The 26,047-nt window shown below is 51.7% G+C and carries 19 protein-coding genes and 2 tRNA genes; 8 read left to right on the top strand and 13 right to left on the bottom strand.

Features of this window, described 5'->3' with window-relative positions:
• Positions 1-235: 235 nt before the first annotated feature.
• The 3 genes from I2H39_RS17780 to I2H39_RS17790 are packed head-to-tail and all read left to right on the top strand — an operon-like array spanning position 236 to position 2,410.
• Positions 236-1,096 carry an AraC family transcriptional regulator gene (locus I2H39_RS17780; RefSeq protein ID WP_195627180.1) on the top strand — a complete coding sequence of 287 codons (861 nt, stop codon included), beginning with the start codon at positions 236-238 and terminating at the stop codon, positions 1,094-1,096.
• Positions 1,086-2,015 carry a DMT family transporter gene (locus tag I2H39_RS17785; protein WP_195627181.1) on the top strand — a complete coding sequence of 310 codons (930 nt, stop codon included), beginning with the start codon at positions 1,086-1,088 and terminating at the stop codon, positions 2,013-2,015. Before I2H39_RS17780 ends, I2H39_RS17785 begins: the two co-directional genes overlap by 11 nt.
• Complete coding sequence (locus tag I2H39_RS17790; protein WP_195627182.1) at positions 1,988-2,410, top strand: DUF2000 domain-containing protein; 423 nt, start codon at positions 1,988-1,990, stop codon at positions 2,408-2,410. The genes I2H39_RS17785 and I2H39_RS17790 overlap by 28 nt, the downstream gene beginning before the upstream one ends.
• Before the next feature lie 650 nt (positions 2,411-3,060).
• Here I2H39_RS17790 and I2H39_RS17795 read toward each other — a convergent pair.
• The 4 genes from I2H39_RS17795 to I2H39_RS17810 form a co-directional block, all read right to left on the bottom strand.
• Positions 3,061-3,900 (bottom strand): PRD domain-containing protein, encoded by an 840-nt coding sequence (locus I2H39_RS17795; protein WP_195627183.1) that lies wholly within the window; start codon positions 3,898-3,900, stop codon positions 3,061-3,063.
• Positions 3,901-4,104: 204 nt separating this feature from the next.
• Positions 4,105-6,273, bottom strand: coding sequence for a PTS transporter subunit IIABC (locus I2H39_RS17800; protein WP_195627184.1), 2,169 nt, complete (start codon positions 6,271-6,273; stop codon positions 4,105-4,107).
• A 241-nt stretch (positions 6,274-6,514) separates the two neighbouring features.
• Positions 6,515-8,758, bottom strand: a complete 2,244-nt coding sequence (locus tag I2H39_RS17805; RefSeq protein WP_195627185.1) for a glycoside hydrolase family 3 N-terminal domain-containing protein — start codon at positions 8,756-8,758, stop codon at positions 6,515-6,517.
• A gap of 97 nt (positions 8,759-8,855) precedes the next feature.
• Positions 8,856-10,361: an MFS transporter gene (locus tag I2H39_RS17810; RefSeq protein ID WP_195627186.1), complete on the bottom strand. Its 1,506-nt coding sequence runs from the start codon at positions 10,359-10,361 to the stop codon at positions 8,856-8,858.
• Positions 10,362-10,598: 237 nt separating this feature from the next.
• Here I2H39_RS17810 and I2H39_RS17815 point away from each other — a divergent pair, with 237 nt between their 5' ends.
• Positions 10,599-11,837: a helix-turn-helix domain-containing protein gene (locus tag I2H39_RS17815; RefSeq protein WP_227146482.1), complete on the top strand. Its 1,239-nt coding sequence runs from the start codon at positions 10,599-10,601 to the stop codon at positions 11,835-11,837.
• Positions 11,838-11,843: 6 nt separating this feature from the next.
• On the opposite strand, the gene I2H39_RS17820 is transcribed toward I2H39_RS17815, so the two are convergent.
• On the bottom strand, positions 11,844-13,760 hold the full coding sequence (locus I2H39_RS17820; RefSeq protein WP_138309498.1) for a DNA mismatch repair protein MutS: 1,917 nt from the start codon (positions 13,758-13,760) through the stop codon (positions 11,844-11,846).
• Between the two features lie 397 nt (positions 13,761-14,157).
• Here I2H39_RS17820 and I2H39_RS29670 point away from each other — a divergent pair, with 397 nt between their 5' ends.
• From I2H39_RS29670 to I2H39_RS17835, 3 genes are all read left to right on the top strand, one after another.
• Positions 14,158-15,516 carry a DNA-deoxyinosine glycosylase gene (locus I2H39_RS29670; protein WP_195627187.1) on the top strand — a complete coding sequence of 453 codons (1,359 nt, stop codon included), beginning with the start codon at positions 14,158-14,160 and terminating at the stop codon, positions 15,514-15,516.
• A 126-nt stretch (positions 15,517-15,642) separates the two neighbouring features.
• Positions 15,643-16,155: a ferritin gene (locus I2H39_RS17830; protein ID WP_138309500.1), complete on the top strand. Its 513-nt coding sequence runs from the start codon at positions 15,643-15,645 to the stop codon at positions 16,153-16,155.
• Positions 16,155-16,340, top strand: a complete 186-nt coding sequence (locus I2H39_RS17835) for a (2Fe-2S)-binding protein (protein WP_138309501.1) — start codon at positions 16,155-16,157, stop codon at positions 16,338-16,340. The genes I2H39_RS17830 and I2H39_RS17835 overlap by 1 nt, the downstream gene beginning before the upstream one ends.
• 210 nt (positions 16,341-16,550) lie before the next feature.
• Here I2H39_RS17835 and I2H39_RS17840 read toward each other — a convergent pair whose 3' ends face one another.
• From I2H39_RS17840 to I2H39_RS17870, 7 genes are all read right to left on the bottom strand, one after another.
• The gene (locus I2H39_RS17840; protein ID WP_347708593.1) at positions 16,551-17,135 is read right to left on the bottom strand and encodes a sugar O-acetyltransferase; all 585 of its coding nucleotides are present in this window, start codon (positions 17,133-17,135) and stop codon (positions 16,551-16,553) included.
• A gap of 171 nt (positions 17,136-17,306) precedes the next feature.
• On the bottom strand, positions 17,307-18,737 hold the full coding sequence (locus I2H39_RS17845) for an MATE family efflux transporter (RefSeq protein ID WP_195627189.1): 1,431 nt from the start codon (positions 18,735-18,737) through the stop codon (positions 17,307-17,309).
• 210 nt (positions 18,738-18,947) lie between these two features.
• A tRNA-Lys gene (locus I2H39_RS17850) sits at positions 18,948-19,020 on the bottom strand.
• A 6-nt stretch (positions 19,021-19,026) separates the two neighbouring features.
• Positions 19,027-19,275 carry a helix-turn-helix transcriptional regulator gene (locus I2H39_RS17855; RefSeq protein WP_138309522.1) on the bottom strand — a complete coding sequence of 83 codons (249 nt, stop codon included), beginning with the start codon at positions 19,273-19,275 and terminating at the stop codon, positions 19,027-19,029.
• A gap of 25 nt (positions 19,276-19,300) precedes the next feature.
• Positions 19,301-19,373 (bottom strand) — tRNA-His (locus tag I2H39_RS17860).
• A gap of 380 nt (positions 19,374-19,753) precedes the next feature.
• Positions 19,754-20,215 carry a GNAT family N-acetyltransferase gene (locus I2H39_RS17865; RefSeq protein ID WP_330640754.1) on the bottom strand — a complete coding sequence of 154 codons (462 nt, stop codon included), beginning with the start codon at positions 20,213-20,215 and terminating at the stop codon, positions 19,754-19,756.
• Complete coding sequence (locus I2H39_RS17870) at positions 20,202-21,152, bottom strand: LysR family transcriptional regulator (protein ID WP_195627190.1); 951 nt, start codon at positions 21,150-21,152, stop codon at positions 20,202-20,204. Before I2H39_RS17870 ends, I2H39_RS17865 begins: the two co-directional genes overlap by 14 nt.
• 171 nt (positions 21,153-21,323) lie before the next feature.
• On the opposite strand from I2H39_RS17870, the gene I2H39_RS17875 reads away from it, so the two are divergent.
• Positions 21,324-22,667 carry an MATE family efflux transporter gene (locus I2H39_RS17875; RefSeq protein ID WP_195627191.1) on the top strand — a complete coding sequence of 448 codons (1,344 nt, stop codon included), beginning with the start codon at positions 21,324-21,326 and terminating at the stop codon, positions 22,665-22,667.
• Here I2H39_RS17875 and I2H39_RS17880 read toward each other — a convergent pair.
• The gene (locus I2H39_RS17880; protein WP_195627192.1) at positions 22,614-26,042 is read right to left on the bottom strand and encodes a glycosyl hydrolase; all 3,429 of its coding nucleotides are present in this window, start codon (positions 26,040-26,042) and stop codon (positions 22,614-22,616) included. The genes I2H39_RS17875 and I2H39_RS17880 overlap by 54 nt on opposite strands.
• Positions 26,043-26,047 lie beyond the last annotated feature (5 nt).

Here is a 26,047-nt window from a genome sequence, read left to right on the forward strand (position 1 = left end):
ATTGTTATAAAACAAGCTGGTATCGAACCGATACCAGCTAATGTTTTATAAGGAATACCCAAAGTCCAGAAAGAACCATGGAGCCATGTGAAGCTGTTCATCTTTTTTTATGCATGTTTTTCAGGAAAACAAAATCCAGCAGCAAAATCCATCCTGTCCTGGTGTAATATCTTTCAAGATTTTCCCCTTCCAATATGTTAAAATAGCAGAAAAGCAGTTTAAAAGGAGCAGTCAAATGATACAGGAGCAGGAACAGCGCCGGGTCTATTATGATAAGGACCTTAAAATAGAAGCCTACAATCTGAGCGGGGTGGTGCAGAAATTCCCCAATCATTTCCACGAATATTACGTCATAGGCTTTGTGGAGGGAGGTAAAAGGCATCTTTGGTGCCGCAGCAAAGAGTACGATGTCAGCGCCGGGGACTTGATTCTCTTCAATCCCAGGGACAACCATTACTGCGCCCCCATAGACGGGGAGCCTCTGGATTACCGCGCCGTCAACATTGAGCCTTCTGTCATGGAACAGGCGGTAAAGGAAATCACCGGCCGGGAATTCATACCCCGCTTTACCCAGAATGTGGTGTACCGCAGTGACATAACCCAGTCCGTATCCGCCCTGTACAGCGCCATCCTGCGCCATGCCTCCAGGCTTGAAAAAGAAGAAGCCCTGTTCTTTCTTCTGGAGCAGGTGCTCCAGGAATATGCGGCCCCGTTTAAGGAGGAGGATATATCCAGGCCCGACGACCGCATCCAGAACCTGTGCACCTACATGGAAGAGCATTTTTCAGAGAATATAAGCCTGGATGAGCTGCTGTCCATGACTACCTTTGGAAAATCCTATCTGCTGCGCTCTTTCACTAAGCAGGTGGGCGTTTCCCCCTACCGCTACCTCCAGACCATCCGGCTGGACAAGGCAAAGAAATTCCTGGAACAGGGCATCCCTCCTGTGGATGCAGCGGCCATGGCCGGTTTCTCAGACCAGAGCCATTTCACCAACTTCTTTAAGGAGTTTATCGGGCTTACCCCCAGACAGTATCAGAAAATATTCTTATCTGAACCTGATAAGGAACAAAAGGAGCAATATCATGAATCATAACCGTACCGCCGCAGGCCATGCAGCTGCATTTGTAACCATCCTCATATGGGGAACCACCTTCATATCCACCAAAGTGCTGCTTCGGACATTCAGCCCTGTGGAGATCCTGTTCATCCGTTTTGTCATGGGATATCTGGCGCTGTGGCTGGCATGCCCCCGCTCCCTGCGCCTTACATCTGTCCGTCAGGAAGGACTCTATGCCGCAGCTGGTTTCTGCGGCGTTACCATGTATTATCTTTTGGAAAATATAGCCCTTACCTATACCCTGGCATCCAACGTAGGCGTCATCATCTCCATTGCGCCTTTCTTTACAGCCCTCTTGGGCTGGATGTTCCTGGGAGGGGAAAGGCCGCGGCTCCGGTTCTTTGCCGGATTTCTCCTGGCAATGGCAGGCATCAGCCTCATTAGCTTCGGCAACGAGGCAGCCTTATCCCTGAACCCTGCCGGAGATTTGCTGGCCGTGGCAGCCGCAATCATATGGGCTGTGTACTCCACTCTCACAAAAAAAATCAGCGCATTGGGACACGGTACCATCCAGAGCACCAGAAGAACCTTTTTCTACGGCCTTCTATTCATGATGCCTGCCCTGACCGTCATGGATTTTCATGTGACACCGGTCCAGTTTACTGATATGAAAAATCTACTGAATCTGTTATTCCTTGGGCTGGGCGCATCTGCGCTGTGTTTTGTAACCTGGAATACCGGCGTGAAAATACTGGGCGCTGTCAAGACCAGCGTATACATCTACATGGTGCCGGTCATCACCACCCTGACCTCAGCCCTTATATTAAAAGAACCGGTGACAATACCGGCTGCACTGGGAATCATCATGACCCTGGCCGGATTATTTTTATCCGAACAGAAAACCTCAAACAAAGGAGAATCTAAGATATGGACCACCAAAATGAAAAATGTGTAATGGTAATTGATGAGGAGCTGCCCACCGGCATCATAGCCAATACAGCCGGAATCATGGGAATCACCCTTGGAAAAAAGCTACCCGAAACAGTAGGGCCGGATGTCTCCGACCAGAGCGGAAGGTCCCATCTGGGTATTATCGCAATTCCGGTTCCTATCCTCAAAGCAAGCAAAGAAAAATTAAAAGAGCTGAGACTTAAGCTTTACGAACCATGCTTCTCAGAACTGACCGTAGTGGATTTTTCCAATGTGGCGCAGAGCTGCAATGACTACGGCGAATTCATATCAAAAGCATCCCGGACCGACGGCGACAGCTTCCAGTATTTCGGCGTTGGCATCTGCGGCGCAAAAAAGCTGGTCAATAAACTGACTGGAAACCTGCCGCTTTTGAGATAGGAAGGAATTTAAAGGTTGCAGAAGCATTAGGTGCATCCGTCCGTGAGTGGAACGGGGGCGGGAGAGCCGGACGCGGGCTGCGGAGCGGGAATCACTAAGGCCGTGGGAAACGGCTTTAAACAAGATTCAGGCGACCCAACTCGCGCTTAGATTCATCCTTGACTCGAGAAACTGAGCTCAGACAAGGGTACGCCTGAATCTTAAAGCCGTTTCCCACGGCCTAAGTGATACCAACGCTCCTGTAGATGCATCCGCCTCTCCCACCCCCGTTCCACTCACCCGCAGCATGTCTTTGCATCTGCATCATTTATATCCCCAAAGTAAATAAATAGTATGGAAGAATTAACGGCTGGCCAGATATTTTTTCTTACTTGGCCCGGATGAGACAGCGGACGCTTTGAATATGTAGTGGGTGAGAGCCGGGGACGCAGGGCGGGAGGCGACTTTGGAGCAGTTCGGAGAGACTTAGGCCCAAGGGGCAGGAAAAGCCGGGGTTGCGCAGGGCGCTCCACGCCCGGAGCAAAGCAAACATGGAGCCGAACTCATCAAGAGTTCGGCGTAATTTTTGCGGTCCCTGGTTTTTCCTGCCTCTTGGGCCTTAGTCTCTCCCACTGCGGAAACGGTCGCCTCCCGCCCTGCGTCCCCGGCTCTCACGAATGCGGCACCCCATTCGTCCGCGTACTAATCCTCTGGATATGGATAGCCAGAAAGCCTGCCTCCTGGGAGGCCACGGACATCCCCAGCCGTTTTTCCATATCCCTGCACACATCCACCGCCACCTGGTAGGGCCTGGGAAATGTCTCCCTTGCGTAGGCTTCCATGTCCAGGTTCACCGGCTCACCTTTCCGTATACGGGCAATCATATACCGCAGGTGGCTCACCAGGCGGTTATACCCCAGAGAGTCAGAGGCCAGCTTTATGCCCATCTTCTTTTCTATGCCGTGGATACTGTCCTGTACCAGTCTGGCCATATCCATGGAATGGGCCACGTTCTCCTCGGATGAACCTGCGTGGATGTGAAGGGTAATGTATCCCACCTCGTCCTCGGATATGACGATGCCTGTCATTTCCCGTATAATTTCCCTGCCTTCCATGGCAGCCTGGTATTCCCGGTCAAACAGGGCCTTTATATCCTGGTTAAAGGGATTGGGAAGTTCTCTCCCCTCCCTGGCCCTGCCTGCTGCCAGGGCGATGTGGTCCGCCATGGGTATCAGTATGTCTGAACTGATGTCACCCAGTGTTTTCCTGGCTGACTCGATTATGTTTCCCGCTGCCTCAATAAAAACAGGGTCAATGCTGTTCACCTGCTGCAGCGCCGTGGACTTTCCGGTCACAAGCTCATACCGCTTTGCCTCTTTCACCTGCTCCAACCGCTCCCCGGTCCGGTGTCCGAAGCCGATGCCGTTTCCCAGCAGAATCAGTTCCCTGCCGGTATCTCCATCCAGAACAAGTATTCCATTGTTGTTTAATACTTTGATGATGCGGTACATAAAACCCTCCCCGTCCTTGGCGCAGCGTGGGGAGTGCAAAGCACCCCCGCTGCCTATACGGACATTATACCTAATATCCTGAAAAACATCTACATTTGGAACGGAATTTTACGCTTTGCCTTGTTATGTCTATCTTTAATACTCCCTCTTGACACAGGGGACGGAAAGAATACCATCCCCATTCCCTTATCCCAATCCAAATCATCAATACCATCCGATTTCATCCAGGGCATCTACCTCCCCTGTCTTAACCATATGAATCTCACAGCCTTCGGTGAGGCCGGTGAATACGGCCATACAAGCCTCGGATGCAGCGCTGGCCTTTACATATTCCAGGTCGAATTCCATCAGTTTCTGGCCTTTCTTTACCTTCTGCCCGTCCGACACAAAGGCCTCAAATCCCTTTCCGTCCAGCTTCACCGTATCCACGCCGATGTGCAGAAGGTACTCCATTCCGTCCTCCGTCTTCAGGCCGATGGCATGCTTTGTGGGAAATACAAACAGCACCTGGCCGTCCTCCGGCGCCAGCACCCGGCCGTCTGACGGTATGACCATATAGCCGTCTCCCATGGCCTTGCTGGAAAATGCCTCATCCGGCGCTTCCGTGATGGAGGCAGCCCTGCCCGTAAAGGGCGAGCAGATGATGTGTCTTTCCCGGCCATTATTACCGGACCGGCCATGTGCAGTCTCTTCCTTTACAGCCTCACAGGGTCCATCTTCATCCGGCGCATCTGCCAGATACTGCTCCAGATTGGACTTTATTACGGTCACGTTAGGCCCGTAAATCACCTGGACTCCCTGTCCCTTTTTAATGACCCCCACTGCTCCGGTGGCCTTTAACAGTCTCTCATCCACCAGGACCGGGTCCTCCACAGAGCATCTGAGACGGGTGGCGCAGCAATCCACAGAGGTAATGTTTTTCTTTCCGCCCAGGCCGCGGGTAATATCCATGCTGAGGGCGTCCCCGGCTTTGCCGGCTCCATTTCCCGTATCCGCCTGCCCGGCTGCTCCGGATGCACCGGCTGATTTCCTGGCATTTACATCTGCCTTTGTGTAAAGCTTTGTCTCCTCATCCTCATCTTCCCTGCCCGGAGTCTTTAAGTCAAACTTCTTAATCAGGAAGCTGAAAATAAAGTAGTACAGCAGGAAATATATGATTCCTGCCGGTATGATTCGCATCCAGCTGGTCTTTGCATTTCCCTGGAGAATGCCGAATATAAGTAAATCCAGAAAACCGCCTGAAAAGGTAAGTCCCACTGCAATATTCAGTATATGGGCAATCATATAGGCGCTGCCTGCCAGAATCACCTGTACGGCAAAGAGCATGGGCGCCACAAACAGGAAAGAAAACTCAATGGGCTCCGTAATGCCGGTCAGCATGCTGGCCAGGGCTGCTGAAAGGAGAAGTCCTCCCGCGGCCTTTCTCTTTTCCGGTTTTGCTGTGCGGTACATGGCCAGGGCTGCGCCGGGAAGGCCGAATATCATGAAGATGAACTCACCCGAAAAATACCGGGTGGCGTCTGCGCTGAAATGGACCACGTCCGGCGAAGCCAGCTGTGCAAAGAAGATGTTCTGGCCGCCCTGAATCAGGCTTCCGTCCACCATCATGGTACCGCCCACAGCCGTCTGCCAGAAAGGCATATAAAATACATGATGAAGCCCAAAGGGAATCAGCGCCCTCTTGATGATGCCGAAAATCAAAGTGCCTGCATACCCGGTCCCTGTCACCAGCCCGCCCAGGGCAAATATGGCGTTCTGCACAACCGGCCATATAAAGTACATCACCATTCCCACGCCCACATAGACCACCGTGGATATGATGGGCACAAAACGGGACCCGCCGAAAAATGAAATGGCATTTGGCAGCGCAATCTTATGGTAGCGGTTGTGGAGCGCCGCCACACCCAGGCCCACGATAATTCCCCCGAACACACCCATCTGCAGGGTCTGGATGCCGCACACGGAAGCAATGGTGCCGTCCAGAACACCGGGAGCAATGGCGCCGTCCGGAAAAATCTTTCCCGTGATGGTCAGCACAGCATTGATGGATACATGCATAACAAAAAATGCAATCATGGCGGAAAGGGCTGCCACCTCTTTCTCAGCCTTGGCCATGCCGATGGCAACTCCCACCGCAAATATAATGGGAAGATTGTCAAATATGACATTTCCCGCTTTGGCCATGATGACCAGAAGGGCGTTTAACATGGTTCCATCACCCAGAATCCGTTCCAGCCCATATGTCTGTATGGTGGTGACATTGGTAAAGGAACTGCCGATACCTAACAGCAGGCCCGCCACCGGCAGCACTGCAATGGGAAGCATGAAGCTGCGTCCCACCCTCTGAAGAACACCAAATATCCTGTCTTTCATTTTTCTTGTCTCCTGTCTTTTTCGTCCAATCGCGCACCCTGGCTGTCCGGACACAAAAAAGGCATTAACTGTTAAGAACACTGTCTCCAATGTCCTCTGTCAGTTAATGCCTGCATCACCAGTAACACGCTCTTTATTCGGTTGCGCATTTAGTATAAACAAAAACCAGGATTTATGTCAATCCGAATTGTGCACTAATATATCCGTGTCTTTTTATGCAAATGTGCTAAAATCCAATTCCTTATTCCAGCGTCAGGCCAAAGTCCAGCTCATAGTAATTACCCTCGCTGTCCCGGTAGGCATAGGCCCTGCCGTTTTCATCCTTCATGGATTCCGGCATGTATTTGTCCTTATCATACCCAGGCACATCATTGTGGGATATACATACGCCGTCCCGGTCCACCCGGATGACATCGTCATTTTTCGGGAGGGTAATGGGCATCCTGCCGGTGGGTGCGCATGTTCCCATAATGACATCCAGGGTTGCATCCGTATAGGTGTCAAATCCTGCCAGAAGGGCGTCCGCATAGGGTTCCACATTTCCCACCTCCCATGCCAGGGTAAAATTAATATTGGATATCACCTTTTTCCCTCTGCTGTGAAGGTATTCGTATATTTCCCGGATTCTCCCGGCCCCCAGCAGGGTGGTTTCCCGGTGGAAGGAATCCGCCGGGCGTCCCTGGCTGTCCACATCGCACACCCGCTTGTTCTCGCAGATATCCAGCTCCAGATAACCTTTGGTGGAATGGAAATATTCCCCTGAGCTTGGCCGGATAAACAGAATGGCAAAATCAGCCTCCCTGTAATCATCTGCCTGCTCCGCCTGAAACCTTTCTGCAAAGGATTTCCTGACTGCATCCGTCTCTCTGGCAGCAGCTTCTGCTTCACAGCCAAAGCACTCCACGTATATCTTTTTACCGGCCGTCTTCCTTCTATGCAGAGGAAGCAGGCCCTCTTTGTTCTTCAAGAGCACTACGGACTGCTGGTGCACCCGGTAAGCGTCATCCCAGTGTTTTTTTGTGGCAACCACCTGCTCCGCTGCTGCGGGGTCACGGTATGGGTTGTCGAACATGCCCAGCTCAAACTTCTCCTTTAAGGTCCTGGTTACCGCCCTTGTAAGGGCTTCATCCGTCAGCACCAGGTCCCTGGCCCGGTATCCCTCCGGCACCGGGTGGCCCTGGGCCGTGTAATACCCGTTCCTTCCGCGTTCATACGCCTCCCTGGCGGAAAACACATCCAATGATCCGCTGATGATATCCACCCCGGTATTGACTGCCAGCGCGATTCTGGAAGGCACATCCAGTTCCTCCACTCCCCAGGCCATCTTGTTGGAGATGCCGGAGTCGCTGTTCACATATCCCTCAAATCCCATCTGCTCCCGCAAAAGTCCCTGGATAAAAGCCCTGTTAAATGCAAATCCCACCGGCTCCATTTCCATGGCCTTCCCGTCCGGCCCGTACTGGGGCCTGCTCTTGGCAGCGCATGGTTTTGCATAGTATGGCATGATGGAAGAAGCCCTTTTGTCTATGGCTGTGCGGAAGGCAGGCAGGTGGTATGTGCCCAGGCTGTCTTCTGTCTGGTACACATTCCACTGTCCCTGGACATAGTGGGGGTCAAATCCATTTTCCCGTGCGCCTCCTCCGGGGAAGTGTTTGATGGTGACAGCCACCCCGTCCCTGGTCACGCCCCGGCTGCTGCCCTGTATGCCGGGAATCAGCCGCTCCATGATGGCGCATACAAGCTCCGGATCCTCTCCAAAGGTACCATAGGACCGCTGCCACCTGGGGTCTGTCATGACGTCGGCCATGTACATATATCCTTTTTTCATCCCGGTTGCATCCCATTCCTTTCGGATGCATTCAGCAAAGCTGTCTATAAGCTCCGGTCCGTTTCCCCTGACAGCAGCCGCAATTCCCATGGTTCCGGGCCAGGCGGCAAACACGCCCGCCGCATCGTTCATTCCAAATACAATTTCCCCGTGCTCATTCCTGGAATTGGAGAGCACCATCACCGGCAATGCATGGCTGGTTTCCTCCGCCACCCTGTTAAGCTGGTTAATCCAGTCCACAAGTTCTCCTGGCTTTGGATTCTGGCGGAGGATAAAATGCCGTATGCCCATTTCCTTTATGGTGTAAGTGGTTCCGTAGGTCTTTTCCACATTAAATATGGACTCGTCCTGTTCCACAATTTCCTCGTTGAGCAGACCGCTTTCGTCTACCTTTGTCCTGTCCTCCTGGTAGATACCCATCTTCCAGGAATTGACAAACAGCATGCCGATTTTCTCGTCGGCAGACAGCTCTGCCGCCAGGGAGGCTGCCCGCTCAGCAGGCGTATTCCGCCAATCCTTATAGGGGGTCAGCCTGCCGTCTCCTGTCAGGTCCCTGAAATACAGTCCGTCCCTTTCAATTACCGGCTTTACGGCAACTCCGATGACAGGACCGTTCTGGTTTTTATAAAAATGAATGTCAGATGACGCCTTATTCATAGTCTCAATCCCTTCTGATTTTGATTCTGTTTCTTAAGTCTTATTTTTGCTTCTCACCTTCATGCTGATTTTACAGCATCCGCAATCTGTCCCGGTTCTATATTGCTGCTCCGGCAGCTGCTTCCTCTGCGCTGTCCTGTAATATTCCCTTTCCGGTCCGTGCTTCCTTCCGGTTTTCCAGCTCTTCCTGGATTTCAGCCATTTTCACCTTATCCAGCTTATACCAGCGCATGGCTATGATTGTAGCGATATGGCCCAGAATCGGCACGATGCAGAAGCATACCATAATAGCCATGTTGAAGGTTGCATTTACAGGCTCATTGGGCCTGATTACCACATTTCCCACCCCGGCCATTGTCAGGGCGAATCCCTGAATCATGGCGGAAAAGGAGGATATGATTTTATCAATAAAGGAGAACATGGTTCCCATCATGCCGGGCACAAAACGGCCGCTGCGGTACATCTCATAATCCGTACAGTCCGCTATCATGGGGATGATGCCTGAATTTCCCATACTGGCCAGGCATTTCTGCACCAGGAACATCCCTAAGAATATGGCCGGCACTTCCGGGTCAGGTCCGACTACAAACATGATGGCCAGCATAATCATGGACCCCCATGTTCCCACAAGGAAGGTGCGCTTAAGTCCGAATCTTCTGGATACAAACACCCCGCCAATGGAAATAGCTACAAGCGGTGTAATAAGGATACTTGAAAATACGCCCTGAAGCTTGGAATTCAGCAGCATGTTGGCAAACAGGTAGGTCATGGTTCCGCTCATAAGGAGCTGTCCCAGTTTATCTGTGGCAGCAGAGATAATCAGCATCTGGATGGGACGGTTGTGCATGACAATATCCTTGTAATCCCTGAACTTTACCTTGGGTTGCGAGCCTGCTTGGCCAAAGAATTCAGGGCGGTCCTTTGCGCTGATTCCAATGATGGCAAGGATGGTAAATACAAAGGATATAACCGCTAAAATGATGACTGCTTCCTTCCACATGGCCGGATTAATCATTCCCAGGCCTTTTCCGTTCTCCCCCACAAATTCCCCGACGGAATATTTTTCAGCCAGAATGGTGGTGATAAGCATGGGCACCAGAGCGCTGGCCATCTGGGTCAGAACGCTGTCAAACCCGGCGAATATGGGACGCTGCTTTGGATTATTGGTAAGCACGGCCTGGCCCGCCTTGGTAACAACGGTCTGGCAGGTGTATCCTATAATATAGATAACGTAAAATACAGTGGTAAAAATGTATTTCCTGGAAATTCCCCAGGAGGACGGCGTATTGAAAATCACTATCAGGCTGCACCAGATAATGATATTGCCCACAAGCATATAGGGCCTGAACTTGCCGAACCGGCCATTGGTCCGGTCCACCAGAAATCCCACCAGCGGGTCCGTAACAGCATCAAAGATACGGGTCCCCGTTGCAATCAGGCCCACAATGGCCGCTGCCAGCCCCAGGACATTCTGGGTAAAATACGAATACTGCATCATTAAGAACATGGCGATATTGGTAGCACAGTTATTCAGTGAAAAGAAACCAATCTGCCATAGCTTCGCGTTGTTGTACTGTTTTGCAACACTTTTATTCTTCTCCATTTTCTATAATCTCCCTACATTCACACATTTTCATTTTGTTTGCCGGCTTTATGTTTGTAACAACATTCTAACACACTTGATTTTAAGTGGTTAGGATTATATAATATTAATTAGGATTATATTGTCATATTTATTTGGGTGATTTAGATAATATTTTTTGGATTTTTTGTGCAAATCACACCAAGGCTGCGGCAGTGCAGCGGATTTAAGGAGAAATGAAAGGGGGAACAGGAAAATATGAAAGAGCAGAGGCATATGGATGAACAGGAAAAAGCGCTCATATCCAAGCAGTTCATCGAAGTCATGTTAAAGGTCCCCGTCATCCTGTGCCCCGCGCAGGTACAGGCCATGGAAACCGGTATCAAAGAATATTTTCCGGATTTCATCAAGAACAGCTTTCCTTTTTTCATTACCGGTTCCATGGCAGAGTCCTTACAGCCGGGAGCGCTGTACCATATAACGGATTTCATAAACCTTCATTTCAGCCTGTTCCTGTACGACGGGGGAAAGCAGGTTTTCATAGCCGGACCCTATCTGCCCTATCCGGCGGACACTGCCTTTTGCGAGCAAACCCTGCAGAATAACGGAAAGAATCTGTCCCTGCTGGTCCCCTTCAGCCAGTTCTGCCTTAACCTGCCCGTAGTGGGAAATTCCCAGATTACAGAGGTTGTCCGCACCGCCATACGGGTTGTTACCGGAACGGACCAGGAAATTCCCTGTCTTCACTATGAATCGCAGCGGCATTATACCCAGGAGAGTTCCGGCCTGTCGGAAGAGGGTGTGGATGAGGCTTCCATAGAGCTTCTGGAACACCGGTATTACTACGAAAAGCTGCTCCTGCAGGAGGTTGCACAGGGCAGCCAGGACCTGGCCCTTAAGTATTACAGACAGTTCTCCCAGGAAAGCCGGGCCATTGTCCGAACTGAGGACCCCCTCCGCACTGCAAAGAACCTGGGTTTCTCCCTGAATACCATGCTCCGCAAAAGCGCAGAAACCACCGGCATCCATCCCGTGTATCTGGACATCATCTCCTCCAACTTTGCCATGCTCATTGAAAACTCCAACAGCTTAAGGGAAGCCGAGGAATGCAAATCCCAGATGATAAGCGCCTACTGCCGCTTTGTCCAGACAAATCGGCTGGACCAGTATTCTCCCCTGGTCCGCAAGGCCATCACCTACATCCGCATCCACTTAGCCGACCAGCTCACCCTTGCAAGGATTGCAAAGGGCATCCGCGTAAGCCCCTCCTATCTCTCCCGGCTGTTTAACCAGGAGACAGGGGATTCCATTTCCAACTTTATCACAAAGGCCAGGGTGGAAAAGGCTGCCGGACTTCTCTCCTTTTCCGGAATGTCCATCCAGAACATTGCCTTTTACGTGGGTTTTGGGGATTTGAATTACTTCAGCAGGTGCTTTAAGAAATATAAAAGGATGACGCCCACTGAGTTTAGGGCGTCATCCTCTGTCGGGTCGTAAGGGGGGCTATTCTTCTGCCCGGACCTCAGCATCCCCCATATATTTCCGTTCCATCTGATGCCTGGCCTTACGGTTCTCCACACTGTCAAACACAATGGAAAAATCGTAATCCTCAGGATACAGCTCCCCAGCCTTTACCTTTAGCTTCAGACGTTTCTGGTTTACCAGGCGTTTTTCCTTCTTTACCTGGACCAGAACATTTCCCGTCCGGTCAGCCGGTTTCACCACAATGCCAATCTCCCCCTTTGGAAGGACCTCCACGCTGTCCCCTCTCCCATACGCTTGTTCCGGATTTGCGGAAACTGTTTTTTTCCTTATGGGGACAATACAGGGAACCGGAATCCGCTCCAGTCCTCCCGGCTGCCTCCCGCAATGCTGTTCCCGGACCGCCCTGTCTCCGTACGCCTCCGATGCCGCTGTTTGAATCATATCTTCCGGCATGCCCAGGCGCTTCGCAATATAGAGGGCGCAGCTGTCCCCGGTCTTTCCTATTTCCAGCCGGTAAAGGGGCCTCAGGTTCTCACGGTCAAAAGCCATCCTGGCGCTGATGAGCTCCTGGTGGCGGCCTGCATAAGTCTTAACCTCCGGGTAATGGGTGGTAACCAGGTAGAGGCATCCCCTAAGCCTCAGCTGCTCCAGTATGGCAATGGCAATACCCATGCCCTCGGCCGGGTCAGTGCCTGACCCCAGTTCATCCAGTATAACCAGACTTTCCCTGGTGGCCCGCTTCAGTATCTCCAGCACATTGGTGATATGGGCTGAAAATGTAGACAGGTTATCCAGTATATCCTGACCATCACCGATATCGCATAATACCAGGTTGCGCATGGCTATGTCCGCCTCCCGGCAGGGTAGATGCAGTCCGGAGCAGGCCATGAGCACGAACAGTCCCACGGTCTTGATGGCAACGGTCTTTCCCCCTGTATTAGGTCCTGTGATTACCATACCCCGCTTATCCCCTCCCAGCTTAAAATCCAGGGGCACATTGGTATCCTCCGGCAGAAGGGGGTGTCTGGCTTCCTTAAGGCATATGATTCCCTCCGTGTTGACAGCCGGTTCCCTGGCATCCATCTGTGCACTGAGCTTTCCTTTGGCAAACACAAAATCCAGCTTGGCCAGCAGGGCCAAATTTTCCTTAAACCCTTCCTCCTCCATTGCAATCTTATCCATAAGCGTGTACAGGATGCGCCTTTCCTCGCAGTCCTCCTCTATCCTGAGGCCCTCTATCTCATCCTGCATCCTGGCTATGGCCTCCGGCTCTATGAATACCGTAGAGCCGCTGGAGGACCTGTCTATGGCGCTGCCCGGTATTTTGGATTTATACTCCTTTTTAACCGGCAGGCACAGTCTGCCGTTCCTGGTGACCAGAAAGGCTTCCGCCATATACTTTTTCTGTGATTTTAAAAGAGCCTCCGCCTTATCCTTGATTTTCTCTTCCAGGAGCAAAAGCTCCCGGCGGATATCCCGCAGCGTACCTGACGCACGGTCGTCCACCCTGCCGTGACGGATGGCTCCCTCTATCTCTTCCTTTAGTTCCGGCATAAGCCTGAGGTTTTCCCCGTAATAGGACAGTGGAATTCCATAGGATATTCCCTTGTCCAGATAGGACCTGACCCGCATGACTGCAGCCAGGAACATGCCGATTTCCTCCATTTCCTCCGGCGTAAGCAGCTCGCCGCGGACAGACCGGGCTACCAGCCCCGCTGTGTGTTCCATGGCCGGCATGGGCGGGGTGCCTGCCAGTTCAAGCATCTGCCTGGCCTGGGTGGTGTCCCTCATGCTTCTTCGCAGTTCCCCTTCCTCCATAAAGGGCGCCAGCCCTCTGGCCATTTCCCTGGCCTCCGCTGAATTGGCAAGGTCTGCCAGCTGTTCTCTTATGATATCAAATGCAACTGTCTTATATGATTCAAATGTCCTGTTCATTGTATTGTCTGATTCCTCTCTGTTTTCCTGTTCATGTATGCTCCTTATGGGAGCGCGTCTGAAACATAATGGATGTACCGCGAACATAAAAAATGGAAGACAAAAAAACCTACGGACATCCACTGCAGGCAATGTCGCATAGGTTCCAAAGGATACCATATGATTCATCTGTCATGGATTCCGGGGTACACAAAAACAAAGCCCGCCAAATGGACTGTCATTTCATGTACACAATCGGTTTAATTATCTTCCACAAACAGATACAATTAACAAAAAGACACCTCTCTTTAAATATTACTGAATCCGATAATAACAGATTTAAAAGCTCCAGTCAAGAATTTTATTTTAAATTGTGCTATACTAATAGGGATAACTAAAATCCGGAGGACTGACTGACATGCCTTTTGTTTCACTCATCATACCTGTCTACAATGCAGAAAAATACCTGCGCCGCTGTCTCAACAGCGCCATGGAGCAGACGTTTCAGGACATGGAAATCATCGTGGTAAATGACGGAAGCCAGGATACCAGCCTGGAAATCTGCCGGGAATATGAAAAGATGGACCGCCGTTTCCGTATCATTAACAAAGAGAATACCGGGGTATCTGACAGCCGCAACCAGGCCGTCCAAATGGCCAGCGGAGAATACTTACAGTTTATGGACAGCGATGACTGGCTCGCCCCGGATGCCACGGAAAGCTTTGTCTTCGCAGCCAGAAAATACGACTGTGACCTGGTAATCTCAGACTTTTACCGTGTGGACGGAGCGGTATTTACGGAAAAACAGCATATACGGGAACGGGGACTTCTGACCAGGGCCCAGTATGCAGAATATATGATGCAGGAACCGGCTGATTTTTATTACGGCGTGCTGTGGAATAAACTGTACCGCCGCAGCATTGTCCGGGAGCATCAGCTTAAAATGGACGAGGACCTGCGCTGGTGCGAGGATTTTTTATTTAACCTTAACTTTATCCGGTATGCCGGACGGTTCACAGCCATCCAGACTCCGGTTTACTACTACATGAAACGCAAGGGCAGCCTGGTGAGCACGGACTGGAAAAAGGCCAACGCGGTAAAGCTGAAGCTCCGGCTTCTTAAGGATTACAAGGAATTATACCAGAGCATGGACCTGTATGAGCAAAACAAACTGAAAATCAATGCCTTTGCTGTTTCCATTGCAAAGGACGGCGGAATCGGCGCTCCCTTAAGCCGTCTCAGGAACAAACTGAGCGAGGAGGATTATATTGAGGATGAACTTCCGGCCGGATACACCCGTGTGTGCCACACCCTGGGCCCTATTTACGATGACAGCTCCCGTATACTGATACTGGGCAGTTTTCCCTCGGTAAAATCCAGGGAACAGAACTTTTACTACGGCAATCCCCAGAACCGTTTCTGGAAATTAATGGCCCGCCTGTTTGAGGAACCTGTGCCCGAAACAACAGAGGACAAGAAGGAACTGCTGGCACGCCGCCATATAGCGCTTTGGGACGTGGTGGCTGCCTGCGATATCAAGGGTTCCAGCGACCGGAGCATACGCAATGTGATTCCCACGGACCTGAACCGGATTCTCCGCACGGCCTGCATTGAAAAAATCATCGCCAACGGCGACACGGCTTTTCAGCTGTACCGCAAATACTGCCAGGAAAAAACAGGAAGGGAAGCTGTCAAATGCCCTTCCACCAGCCCTGCCAATGCATTTTTCACACTGGACCGGCTGTCCGAGGCATGGAGCAGGGAATTATTCGGGTGAAGCTGCCGCTGCCCGGGATTCCAAATTCCCCCAAAATGCCCCGTATACTCATATTTTTCTTGCAAAAAGCATATAAAACGAGTATGATTATTAAAATTTGATTATTATTTATATGGGAGGACATACATGTTAGATAAAAAAGTAGCAGAACTTATTAACACACAGGTAAACAAAGAATTTTACTCCGCTTATCTGTATCTGGATTTCGCCAATTATTACAAGGATGCTGAGCTGAATGGCTTTTGCAACTGGTACCAGGTACAGGCCCAGGAGGAACGGGACCATGCCATGCTGTTCATCCAGTATCTGCAGAACAACGGAGAAAAAATCACACTGGAGGCAATCGCCAAGCCGGACAAGGTATTTGAGGACTTCAGGGGACCTCTCGCTGCCGGACTGGAGCATGAAAACTATGTGACCGGCCTTATCCATGAGATTTACGATGCAGCGTATTCCGTAAAGGATTTCCGTACCATGCAGTTTTTGGACTGGTTCGTCAAGGAGCAGGGCGAGGAAGAGAAGAATGCCAGCGAGCTGGTAAAGCGTTTTGATTTGTTCGGCCATGACCCCAAGGGACTCTATATGCTGGATTCAGAGCTGGCAGCCAGGGTCTACACAGCTCCCTCCCTGGTGCTGTAATGGGGAAGGATAAATACATATGTCCCTGCTTTAAGGTGACAAAGGACGATATCAAAAAGGCCATTGAAGAAGGCGCTGATTCCTTTAAGAAAGTTAAAAAAGCCACGCGTCTGGCTTCCGGGTGCGGCCATTGTAAATGCAAGGCTAAGAAGTATACGAAAAAGCGGCTGGATAAGGCCAAATGAAAAATCAATCTAAAGAGCGGGTCTGCACACTGGTATTGTATGTGCAGACCCGCTGCTTTTTCCTGCATCCCTGAACCTTCTATTTCCGGCAGCACTCCGGCTTTCTGCTGCAGCACTCCGGCCTTCTGCTGCGGACCTCCGGCTCATAAACAGCTCAGATGCGTACCTCCTTTTGGGCGCGGAACGTTCTTCCCGATGCAGGGTGTTTTATCAAATATCAATCTCCCGGTCCCTATAATAATACATCCTGTCCCGTTCCCCAATCTCCCTTAGCACACGGCAGGGATTTCCCACTGCCACCACATTGGCAGGTATATCCCTGGTAACCACGCTCCCTGCGCCAATAACGGAATTGTCCCCAATGGAAACACCCGGCACCACCACGGCGCCGGCTCCAATCCACACATTCTCACCGATATGCACAGGCATATTGAACTGGATTCCCTCCCTGCGAAGCCCAGGCTCCACGGGATGGCCCGCCGTGGCAATGGTCACATTCGGTCCAATCATACAGTGGGAGCCAATATAAATCTCGCCGTCATCCACCAGAGTCAGATTAAAGTTGGCATAAACATGGTCCCCCAAATGCACATGCCTGCCTCCCCAGTTGCTGTGAAGAGGCGGCTCTATATAACAATCCCGCCCAACCGAGGCAAGCATCTGTCCCAGCAGTCCGGCACGTCTGGCGCTTTCCTTTGGCCTGGTTGCATTGTACTCATAGAGAAGCTCCAGGCAGTCTGTCTGTTCCTTCATAATCCCCTCATCCCCCGGAAAATACAGGCGGCCTTCCTCCATACGTTTTCTTGCACTGTTAATTTCTTCTGTTCCGTCCCCTCCTTTGTACCGGTATTCCTGCTGACTTTTGTCCATTTCCATCCAAACATTCCTCCGATTTCATGTCTCTTTGCTATTGGAATGATTGTACTATATTATATGGACAATGAAAAGCAGAAACGCGGAATACTCCTATTGGCACTGTTTCCGTTCCACCGCCAGTTTCCCTGCCGCCGCGCCTGACAGGGCCACTTCCCCGTCCTCCAGGCGGTTCAGCTTTCTGAATACAGCTGTCATGAACAGCACGGCTGCTCCAAAGGACACCACATCTGCTGCAGGGCCCGAATACAAGGTTCCTGTCACTCCGAAGAAAGCCGGAAGCACCAGAGCCAGGGGCACACTCAGTACAAAATCCCTGAGCAGGGACAGCAGCATGGAAAGCGCCGGCCTTCCAATGGACTGCAGAAAGATGCTGCATGACTTCTGGATACAGCAGAGTACAATTCCACCCAGAAATATGCGGAAGGCCAGCACTGCAAACTCATTGTACAGGCCGTCCTCACTGCCGAATACGCTGATAATCTGAACCGGGAACAGCTCAAAGCATACCATGGAAACCAGTCCCACGCACAGCTGGGCCATCATCATTGTTCTGAAAATCAGCTTTACCCTGCGCCATAATCCTGCCCCGTAATTATAGCCCACAATGGGCTGGGCTCCGGCTGCAATGCCCACCACAACGGATATCACAATCTGGAACACCTTCATGACGATTCCCACCACGGTCAGCGGAATATCCGAGCCATACTTTGACTGTGCGCCGTAAATTACCAGAACATTGTTCATCACCGCCATGATAACTACAATGGATATCTGGGTGAGAAAGCTGCTAATGCCCAAAGGCAGGATATGCTTCAGTATCTCCCCGTCCGGCTTAAAGCAGGAACGCTCCAGCCGGAAGGATTTGGGCTTAAACAGATAGTATGCTGCCAGAAGGGCGGATACAATCTGCCCGGTTATGGTAGCCAGGGCAGCGCCCCTCATGCCCCACCCCAGCACAAAGATGGCCACAGGGTCCAGGATAACGTTGATAACGCAGCCTATAAGGGTGGAACACATGGCGAACTGAGGGCTGCCGTCTGCCCGGATAACAGAGTTCATGGCATTGGCAAACATGAAAAAAGGGATGCCCGGTATGAGGTATGTGAAATACTCCCTGGCATACCCGATGTTGTTATCAGTTGCACCGAACCCCCACAGGATACGGTCCCTTAAAAGAACATAGACCAGTGTAAGCATGATACCAGCTGCCGCCATAAAGGCCGCTGCATTTCCCACGCTCTTATTCCCGTGCTCTGCATCCCCGCGGCCCTGGCAGATGCTTAGATAGGCAGCACATCCATCCCCCGCCAGGAGGGATATGGCAAGGGCAATGACTGTTAACGGAAACACCACGTTGGTGGCTCCATTTCCCAGAAATCCCACGCCCCGTCCAATGAATATCTGGTCTACAATATTATAGAGGGCAGACACCAGCAGGGACATGATGCAGGGAATGGAAAATCTCAGCATCAGTTTTCCAATGGATTCCTCCGCCATATATTGGTTTGCATTTTGATTCATAATAACCTCCGTTTCTCTTTTAAAGCAAAAAAGACTGCATCCCTTCGTGAATGACCTTCACGTGAAGAGTTACAGCCATAATGCAGTGTTAACTATACCAGTTTTTGCTAAATTCTGTAATACGTAAATGTATACAAACTTTGGGGTTGTATATATTGTGCACTTCTGCCATTATACTACAAAATACAGCACAAATACAAAATCCCATCATGCGCCTGCTGGGGTTCGAACCCAGGACCTACCGGTTAAAGGCCGGTTGCTCTTCCAGCTGAGCTACAGACACTTCCTTTTAACACGCCGGACTTTCACCGCCCCACTCAGCCACCAGGATGTCGTTGACCGACACCCCCAAAAGCAGACTCAGTGCAAACATATTGTCAAGGCTGGGCAGTGCGTCACCTCTCAGCCACTTGTAGATAGCGTTGGTGGTGGAAAACCCGAAATAGTCCCTGAGGTACGGTACGCTCAGTCCCTTTGCCTTTCTCAATGCATTAATCCGTTCTCCTGTTGCCGCGGGGTTTATAATTGGATAGTTCATCTTCTTCCTCCCTTTCTTTGCGAAGGGTGGCTGACGGGATTTGAACCCGCATGGCCCGGAACCACAATCCGGTGCATTACCATTTCTGCCACAGCCGCCATTTTCCTTTTTTTAGATACTAAAAAACCGCCTACCCAATACGGATAAGCGGCTAAAGGAATTCGGAAGATGAATCATCTGAACCTATTGTTCCTGAATAAGCGCATACCATAAGGGCATCCAAACAAAACGCTGTTTGTGAGCGTATTTCTGTGCATGGTGCTTATGGCTTTTCTGTGCGTCTAAACGGAACATGTCATTTCCTCCCTTTCTCATTTCCTGTCTTGTTTCATGTTTTATTTCATGTCTTGATTCTAGCACGGATTCTGCCTGCTGTCTATATACCTGTGGTATAGAGCCGGTAAAAAAACAGCTGTACCGGCAGATGGTTCCGGCTACCCGCAGGTCACTCCGGCAGATGGTTCCGGCTTCCTGCGGGTCACTCCGGCAGATACATCTCGTCCTCCATCCTGCAAAACCCATACCGCTCATACAGAGGCCGCCCCATGCTGGTGGCCTCCAGTGCAATAAAATGAATGCCCCGTTCCCTGGCCTCCTGCACCAGCAAATCCAATGTCTTCATGGCAATGCCTTTTCTCCTGTACTCCGGGTCTGTATACATGTTCATGATATATGCCTTCATCCCGGTTGGATTATGGTATGTGGGCATGACCTGGTAAAAACTGATTCCACCTGTCCCGATAATCCGGTCCCCCTCATATACCAGATAGGCCACATGGCTGCCATCCCTCAGGCTTTTTTCGTAGTAGGACCGCGATTCCTGTTCTGTCTGTCCCATATCCGCAGCAGCCGACAGCTGGTTTGCCGCCCTGAGGACCTGGATTCTGGTCTTAACCAGTTCCTCCATCTGTTCCCTGCCCGCTTTCTCAAAACGCATCATTGCGTACCTCCCTTTCACTTCCCTGTATATGTTCCCTATTCAAATTTCCCTCATCCGGCAGCAGTTTTACCCCGTCCCTTTCCCTCAGCACCCGCCTCATAATATCAAGGAACTGGGATACGTACTTCCCCCTGCTGTTTTTCTTCATCAAATAATATATGACCGTATCCGGAGGGCCTTCCTCCATTTCGTGTATCTTCCACTCCGGTCCCAGGGAAAGGGACCTGGCTATATAGTCCGGCAGGATAACCCAGGTGCCCTTTTCCCGCAGGAAATATTCCATAAGGGACATCTGGTCCAGCAGCACCCTGGCTCTGGCGCCGGGCCCAAACCAGTAATCGTGCCACCTATCATATTCCGGGTTCCAGGGAAGGCGTATTTCCCTTTGGGAATCCAGCTCAGACGGATGGACGGCTCGGTCCGCCCAATCCGTGGCCAGCAGCACCATTTTCCCGGAGAATAAAGGAATAGTGTCCACGGACTGGGAGAACATGTGGTCCGATATAAGGGCAAGGTCCACCTCCTCCTTCTCCACATGTTCATAGCTTTCCCAGGAATGATACTGGTGGAATACCAGCGGACAGTCCGGGTTCTGTTCCATGAACCCGGCCAGGACCTCCGGGAGCAGGTATGTGCTTATACTTCCCACAGAGCCGATGTACAGGCTCTGCCTGCTTCCAAAAACGCCAATCTGCCTTGTCTCGTTCCACATCTCCCTCCATTTTTCAGCCAGGGCTATAAATGCCCTGCCTTCCCGTGTCAGCTCTATGTTCCTGACTCCTTTTTTCCGGTTCATGAGGCAGTAACCCAGCTCCTGCTCCAGGGCGCCAATCCGCCTGCTGAGAGCCGGCTGTGTCACATACAGTTCCTGGGCTGCCGCTGAAATACTGCCGCTTTTTACAATTGCCAAAAATGCCTCTATCTCCAGCTCCGTCATTGTGCACCTCATAATATAACTATTTATTTATATATTAAGGCAAATATAAGCATTTTACAATCATTAATTTTCCAGCTATAGTTACCTATGAACATGTAACAGTCCGGACAGTCATTTTCCATCTGCCTGAACTGTTACATCCAATTATATCTGGAAAGGATAATGACATCCATGAAAAACCTGACCTCCGGACCCATTCCCGCACAGCTGATTTCCCTGGCCTTTCCCATGATAATAGGCAACATCCTTCAGCAGTTCTACAATACCATAGACGCCATGGTGGTGGGCCGGTACGCAGGCGGCGCTGCCTTTGCTGCCATCGGAGTGGCTGGGACTGTCATGAACCTGTTTATTTTTGTCATCAATGGTTTCTGTACCGGAATCTCCATCCTGCTGGCTGGTTTTTATGGGTGCAGGGACTGGAAGAATTTCAGGCGTGAATATTTTGTATCCCTGGCAGCGGGCAGTATTTTCACTGTGTTCCTGAGCCTGGGCGGCCTGGCGACCTTATCTCCCCTGCTGCGCCTGATTCAGACGCCGGACCAGGTGGCCGGGCCTGCCCGTACTTACCTGACCATTATCTTCCTGGGGCTTGGGGCTTCCTACCTGTACAATTTCTGCAGCGCTGTCCTGCGGGCTGCGGGCGATACGGCTGCTGCCCTTATTTTCCTGGCAGCGGCCATCTGTTCCAACCTGGCGCTGGATTTGGTGCTGGTGGCCGGCCTGGGACTGGGTATTGCGGGGGCTGCCTGGGCCACCCTAATCTCCCAGCTGTTCTCCGCTGTCCTCTGCCTGGTCTACATGCGGTGTAAGGCGCCAGAGCTTATATTTACCCGGAAGGACATGGTAGCGGACCTGTCCCTGCTGAAACGCACCTGCAGGTACTGCTTTGTCACCGCCCTGCACCAGTCCAACCTGTACATCGGTAAACTGCTGGTCCAGGGCGCGGTAAACTCCCTTGGAACCAGTGTTATCGCCGCTTATACGGCGGCCGGACGGCTGGAGGGCTTTGCCAACTCCTTTGGCGACAGCGGCAGCGCCGCCCTCTGTGTGTTCCTGGCCCAGAACAGCGGGGACACACATAAAAAGAGGGCCCGCCAGGGATTTGCCGCAGGTACCATCCTGCTGACATCCCTGGGAGTCCTCTCCTCCCTGCTCTTATTCTGCCTGGCCCGTCCCGCCGCTGCCTTTGTGCTGAAAGGCACAGGACCCGGCGCCCTTCCCCAGTGCATCCTTTACCTGAGAGTCATATCGCTGTTCTACACCTTCTGCTTCATGGGCAATGCTTTGGTCGGATACTTCCAGGGCCGCGGCAGAATACTCATACCGGTCATAGGAGCCACGGGCCACATCACCCTGCGGGTTGTCCTGTCCTATATACTGGCCCCCGGATACGGGCTTCCTGCCGTGGCGGCCGCTACCGGCACGGGCTGGGCCATGGTGGTGGCGTTCTGGTGGATATTATGGTTCCGGAGCAACCATGTGAAGAAGCCTTACCGGGCCCAGGAGGCCTGATACATAGTTCCGGCTGTCCCGGTCCATATTGTCCTCGTTCCAATAGCGGTTCCATCCCAGGGCCATTCCCTGGTCCACCAGCATGTGGCGACGTTCATTGGACGCCAGGTTGGATACCACTATGGTAATCTCATTTTCCCCCTGGCGGAGCAGGTCCGTGATGTCCGCCCTGTAGGGATGCCACAGCCTTGTGTCCGCCAGCCTGCCGTTAACCCATATTTCCGCACAGTGATTGACTTGGCCAAGCTCCAGCACACAGGTGCCTTTCTTTTTGTCCGCAACCCATGTGTTTGTATACCTGCCCCTTCCTGAAAACCACGGAAGTCCCAGCATACGCCAGTCCTGAAGATTGGTCCTGACCGCCTTCACGGATACGCGGACCGGCTGTTTCAGGCCGTCCCCGCAGCTGCCTGCTGTTATCTGGATGGTGAGTATATGAATGCGTTCATTGTCAGGAAGTCTGTACGCCCCATTTTCCCACTCCATTTCCTTGCCGTCCAGCAGGCAGACCGTGTTCCCGGCTGCAGCCGGTTCATAAATGACCGTTGTTCCGGCAGGTATTGTGATTGTGTAATAGAGCTTTCTCGGATAGGCCATGGTCCGGCCGAACAGCGGCAGGTCCCCCCACGGTTTCATGGGCGGTCTTCCCCGTTCCCATGCTTTCAGCCACACATGCTCCAGTCCCGGATAATTAAAGTTTTTTACCTTCTGTACATCAAAATCAGCTGCCGTAAACCGCCTGTCCGAATCCGGCTGTTCCCATCCTTCCCACAGGCTGTCGGTTACAATCCAGGTGCTGTCGCTTTTCACCGTTATTTCGCTGGTTTTGCAGACAATGGTCCCCTCCATAAGAAGGGAAATAAACCGGTCTGCAGGCAGCTCCTCTGCAGAACAGACATATACATCCTGAAGCGGTTTATGGTTTTTCACATGAATGGCCAGAGTATTTTCTCCCTGCGCCAGCATGCCCCTATCCGCAAATACCACAGGCTCTCCATCGCTGGCTCCCCTGTATACCATTGCGCCGTTAATATAGCATTCAAAGGAATCCACTGCAGCCACGCAGAACTCCGCTCTTTCAGGCATGTCTTCCAGGAAAACCGTCTTTCTGAAATACAGGTCGGTTGCGTCAAGCTGGTCGTTCCAGCTGCGCCTGCGTGTAATCCACCGTCCGCTCCACAGGCTCAGATGGCGGCCGCACGCCCCTTCCTCCCCGGAACAATTGCAGATTCGGATAGTCTCTGTCTCAGAGGACAAATCAGAGGTGAATCCCGCAATGGGGATTTCCAGCTCCGTGCTGTCTGTATCTGATATCCCCTTTTCCCGGCTCCGGCAGGACACGGAAAGAGGAAGAAAATCCCATTTTCCTGTAATCCACTCTTCCTCCCGCCGGGTCCCCTCGGGAAGGGCCGGTCTGGCCTGGCTGATTGTATGTCCATCCAGGCCAAATAGTACATAGACAGCTTCTCCCGGCTCCAAATCCATATAGAGATGGATACCGTCATTCACCTGTTTATACCTGGCCTGCGCCATAGCTCCTTTTTCAATATCCAAAAGCACGGGCGCCGAAGCGTGGCGGAAGAACAGCACCGGACTGTGCTTCTCGCCGCTGCTGTTGACCACCAGATAATAGTCAAAATCCCCTGCCTTTCTGTGATTCCAAAAAAGGCTGCTGCGGTTTCCGTAAATCACGGATGCGGATGGCGGTGCCAGGCTGGCTGCTGCCTCAGGAAGGCGGCTGATGCTGCAGACCGTTCCATTTAACACTGCGTCCGCCCTTTCATTTGCATTTTCCCTGTCCGCCGGCCCGGTCCGGTAAAACAGCAGGCTGCCTCCGGCCTTTGTCCATGCTTTCAGCTTTTCCGCGGTTTCATCCATCAGGCTTCCCCCTTCCGGAAGAAGCAGTACCTGAAATCGCTGCTGCCCCATGCACAGCCTTCCCTCGTGGATATGGGAGTTTATGATGGATTCCTCGTCCACCATGTCCGTATCCAGCTGGTGCTCAATCATGATATTAAGGGCCTGATGGAATCCGTCGCTGACAGCCCTTCCAACAGCATTTTCCTCTCCGTTCTCCATATTTTCATCCATGGCGCCTATAGGGTAAAGAATAGCGTAATCCACCGCAGGGCTTCCCTGGCTGTTCATATAGGACAGACGCCTTATATAGTCGGCAAATATCTTAAAATAGTCCCAGTACGGATTCTGGTAGAAAAAGCTGGTGGGCCAGTCGCTCTGGGAACCCTGGTGTCCGCATTCATAATAGAACCCATGGAGGATAAACATGCTGGTTCCCATGGCTGCCAGGGTGTTGATTCCTTGTTTGAACTCCTCCATGCTGCAGTTCCATCCTGCGCCTCCCAGGGCTTCCGACATGGCTCTTTCCTTTCCGTAGAGCCTGGCCACGGACACGGAATATTTCGGCTCGCAGTATGTAATCCGTCTGGGATACCGGTACCGGTAATCATGGCAGTCCGAGCCGGGCACCATAAGGTGGCGCATGGTCTTAAAATAATCCCCCTGTCTTCTGGGATGCTCCCACAAAAACTCCTCTGTGTGGCCTGTAAGCTGCAGGCCGTACCTCCGGCACCAATCCGATATCTGTTTAAAAAAAGCCTCCTCGTACATGGCGGTTATGAGGGAATAGTAGTCCCTGCGGACCTGCTTATCCCTGTCATCACTCCCGTCCACAAGAGAGGGAAGCTCCTCAAGGATGTCATAGCCGTATGTGTCCCGGAAACATCCCGGCAGACGGTCTGTCCAGGGCAGAGGATTTCCCATCATATAGATTTCGTCAAAAAAAATGCCTGGTATCAGTTTTCCGAAATCCTCTCCCCACCGCTTTCTGTACTCCTCATGGGTCAGTTTTATAAAGGAGGCAATGGTTTCAGGATTTAGATAGTCCACTGCCTTTTCAAATACCTTTTCGTAAAACTCATAGACAAAACCGCCCTTTCGAACGATATGGTACGGCCCGGTCCCGGGCTTTTCATCCGCCTTTCTCTTCACCGCATAAAGCCCCTTTGCCATATTGTCCCTTCCACGGGACAGAATTCTGGAGGGCTTCTGGAACCCGTATTCAAAGGTGCTGCCCGCGGTGCCGCTGGGCCATGCATACTCGTCGTAGAGCCAGGGGGTAAATCCCTGTTTTCTGGCTTCCTCCACGCAGGCGCCAATGGCATCCCACCATGGCTTCTCCAGGTAAGGCGTTTTAAGGTAGGCCCTGGGATGCATGAAACCGCCGTATACGCCCTTCTCCACCATCTGGTCAATCTGCCAGGCCAGACGCTCCTTTTCCAGTTCTCCGTTTAAGAACCAGAAGGCCAGCACACTGTATTCCCTTCCCGGGTCCTTAAAATCATGAATCAAATCCATACCCT

It is taken from the genome of Clostridium sp. 1001283B150225_161107_B6, from assembly GCF_015556325.1.
GTDB lineage: Bacteria > Bacillota > Clostridia > Lachnospirales > Lachnospiraceae > Enterocloster.

What these genes read in the sequence shown, in the direction of transcription:
- I2H39_RS17875 (WP_195627191.1), top strand. Translation starts at nt 21,324, where the DNA reads ATGAAAAACCTGACCTCCGGACCCATTCCCGCACAGCTGATTTCCCTG.
- I2H39_RS17810 (WP_195627186.1), bottom strand. Translation starts at nt 10,361, where the DNA reads ATGGAGAAGAATAAAAGTGTTGCAAAACAGTACAACAACGCGAAGCTA.
- I2H39_RS17830 (WP_138309500.1), top strand. Translation starts at nt 15,643, where the DNA reads ATGTTAGATAAAAAAGTAGCAGAACTTATTAACACACAGGTAAACAAA.
- I2H39_RS17835 (WP_138309501.1), top strand. Translation starts at nt 16,155, where the DNA reads ATGGGGAAGGATAAATACATATGTCCCTGCTTTAAGGTGACAAAGGAC.
- I2H39_RS17780 (WP_195627180.1), top strand. Translation starts at nt 236, where the DNA reads ATGATACAGGAGCAGGAACAGCGCCGGGTCTATTATGATAAGGACCTT.
- I2H39_RS17865 (WP_330640754.1), bottom strand. Translation starts at nt 20,215, where the DNA reads ATGATGCGTTTTGAGAAAGCGGGCAGGGAACAGATGGAGGAACTGGTT.
- I2H39_RS17845 (WP_195627189.1), bottom strand. Translation starts at nt 18,737, where the DNA reads ATGAATCAAAATGCAAACCAATATATGGCGGAGGAATCCATTGGAAAA.
- I2H39_RS17880 (WP_195627192.1), bottom strand. Translation starts at nt 26,042, where the DNA reads ATGGATTTGATTCATGATTTTAAGGACCCGGGAAGGGAATACAGTGTG.
- I2H39_RS17855 (WP_138309522.1), bottom strand. Translation starts at nt 19,275, where the DNA reads ATGAACTATCCAATTATAAACCCCGCGGCAACAGGAGAACGGATTAAT.
- I2H39_RS17820 (WP_138309498.1), bottom strand. Translation starts at nt 13,760, where the DNA reads ATGAACAGGACATTTGAATCATATAAGACAGTTGCATTTGATATCATA.
- I2H39_RS17840 (WP_347708593.1), bottom strand. Translation starts at nt 17,135, where the DNA reads ATGGAGGAAGGCCGCCTGTATTTTCCGGGGGATGAGGGGATTATGAAG.
- I2H39_RS17785 (WP_195627181.1), top strand. Translation starts at nt 1,086, where the DNA reads ATGAATCATAACCGTACCGCCGCAGGCCATGCAGCTGCATTTGTAACC.
- I2H39_RS17805 (WP_195627185.1), bottom strand. Translation starts at nt 8,758, where the DNA reads ATGAATAAGGCGTCATCTGACATTCATTTTTATAAAAACCAGAACGGT.
- I2H39_RS17870 (WP_195627190.1), bottom strand. Translation starts at nt 21,152, where the DNA reads ATGACGGAGCTGGAGATAGAGGCATTTTTGGCAATTGTAAAAAGCGGC.
- I2H39_RS17815 (WP_227146482.1), top strand. Translation starts at nt 10,599, where the DNA reads ATGAAAGAGCAGAGGCATATGGATGAACAGGAAAAAGCGCTCATATCC.
- I2H39_RS29670 (WP_195627187.1), top strand. Translation starts at nt 14,158, where the DNA reads ATGCCTTTTGTTTCACTCATCATACCTGTCTACAATGCAGAAAAATAC.
- I2H39_RS17800 (WP_195627184.1), bottom strand. Translation starts at nt 6,273, where the DNA reads ATGAAAGACAGGATATTTGGTGTTCTTCAGAGGGTGGGACGCAGCTTC.
- I2H39_RS17795 (WP_195627183.1), bottom strand. Translation starts at nt 3,900, where the DNA reads ATGTACCGCATCATCAAAGTATTAAACAACAATGGAATACTTGTTCTG.
- I2H39_RS17790 (WP_195627182.1), top strand. Translation starts at nt 1,988, where the DNA reads ATGGACCACCAAAATGAAAAATGTGTAATGGTAATTGATGAGGAGCTG.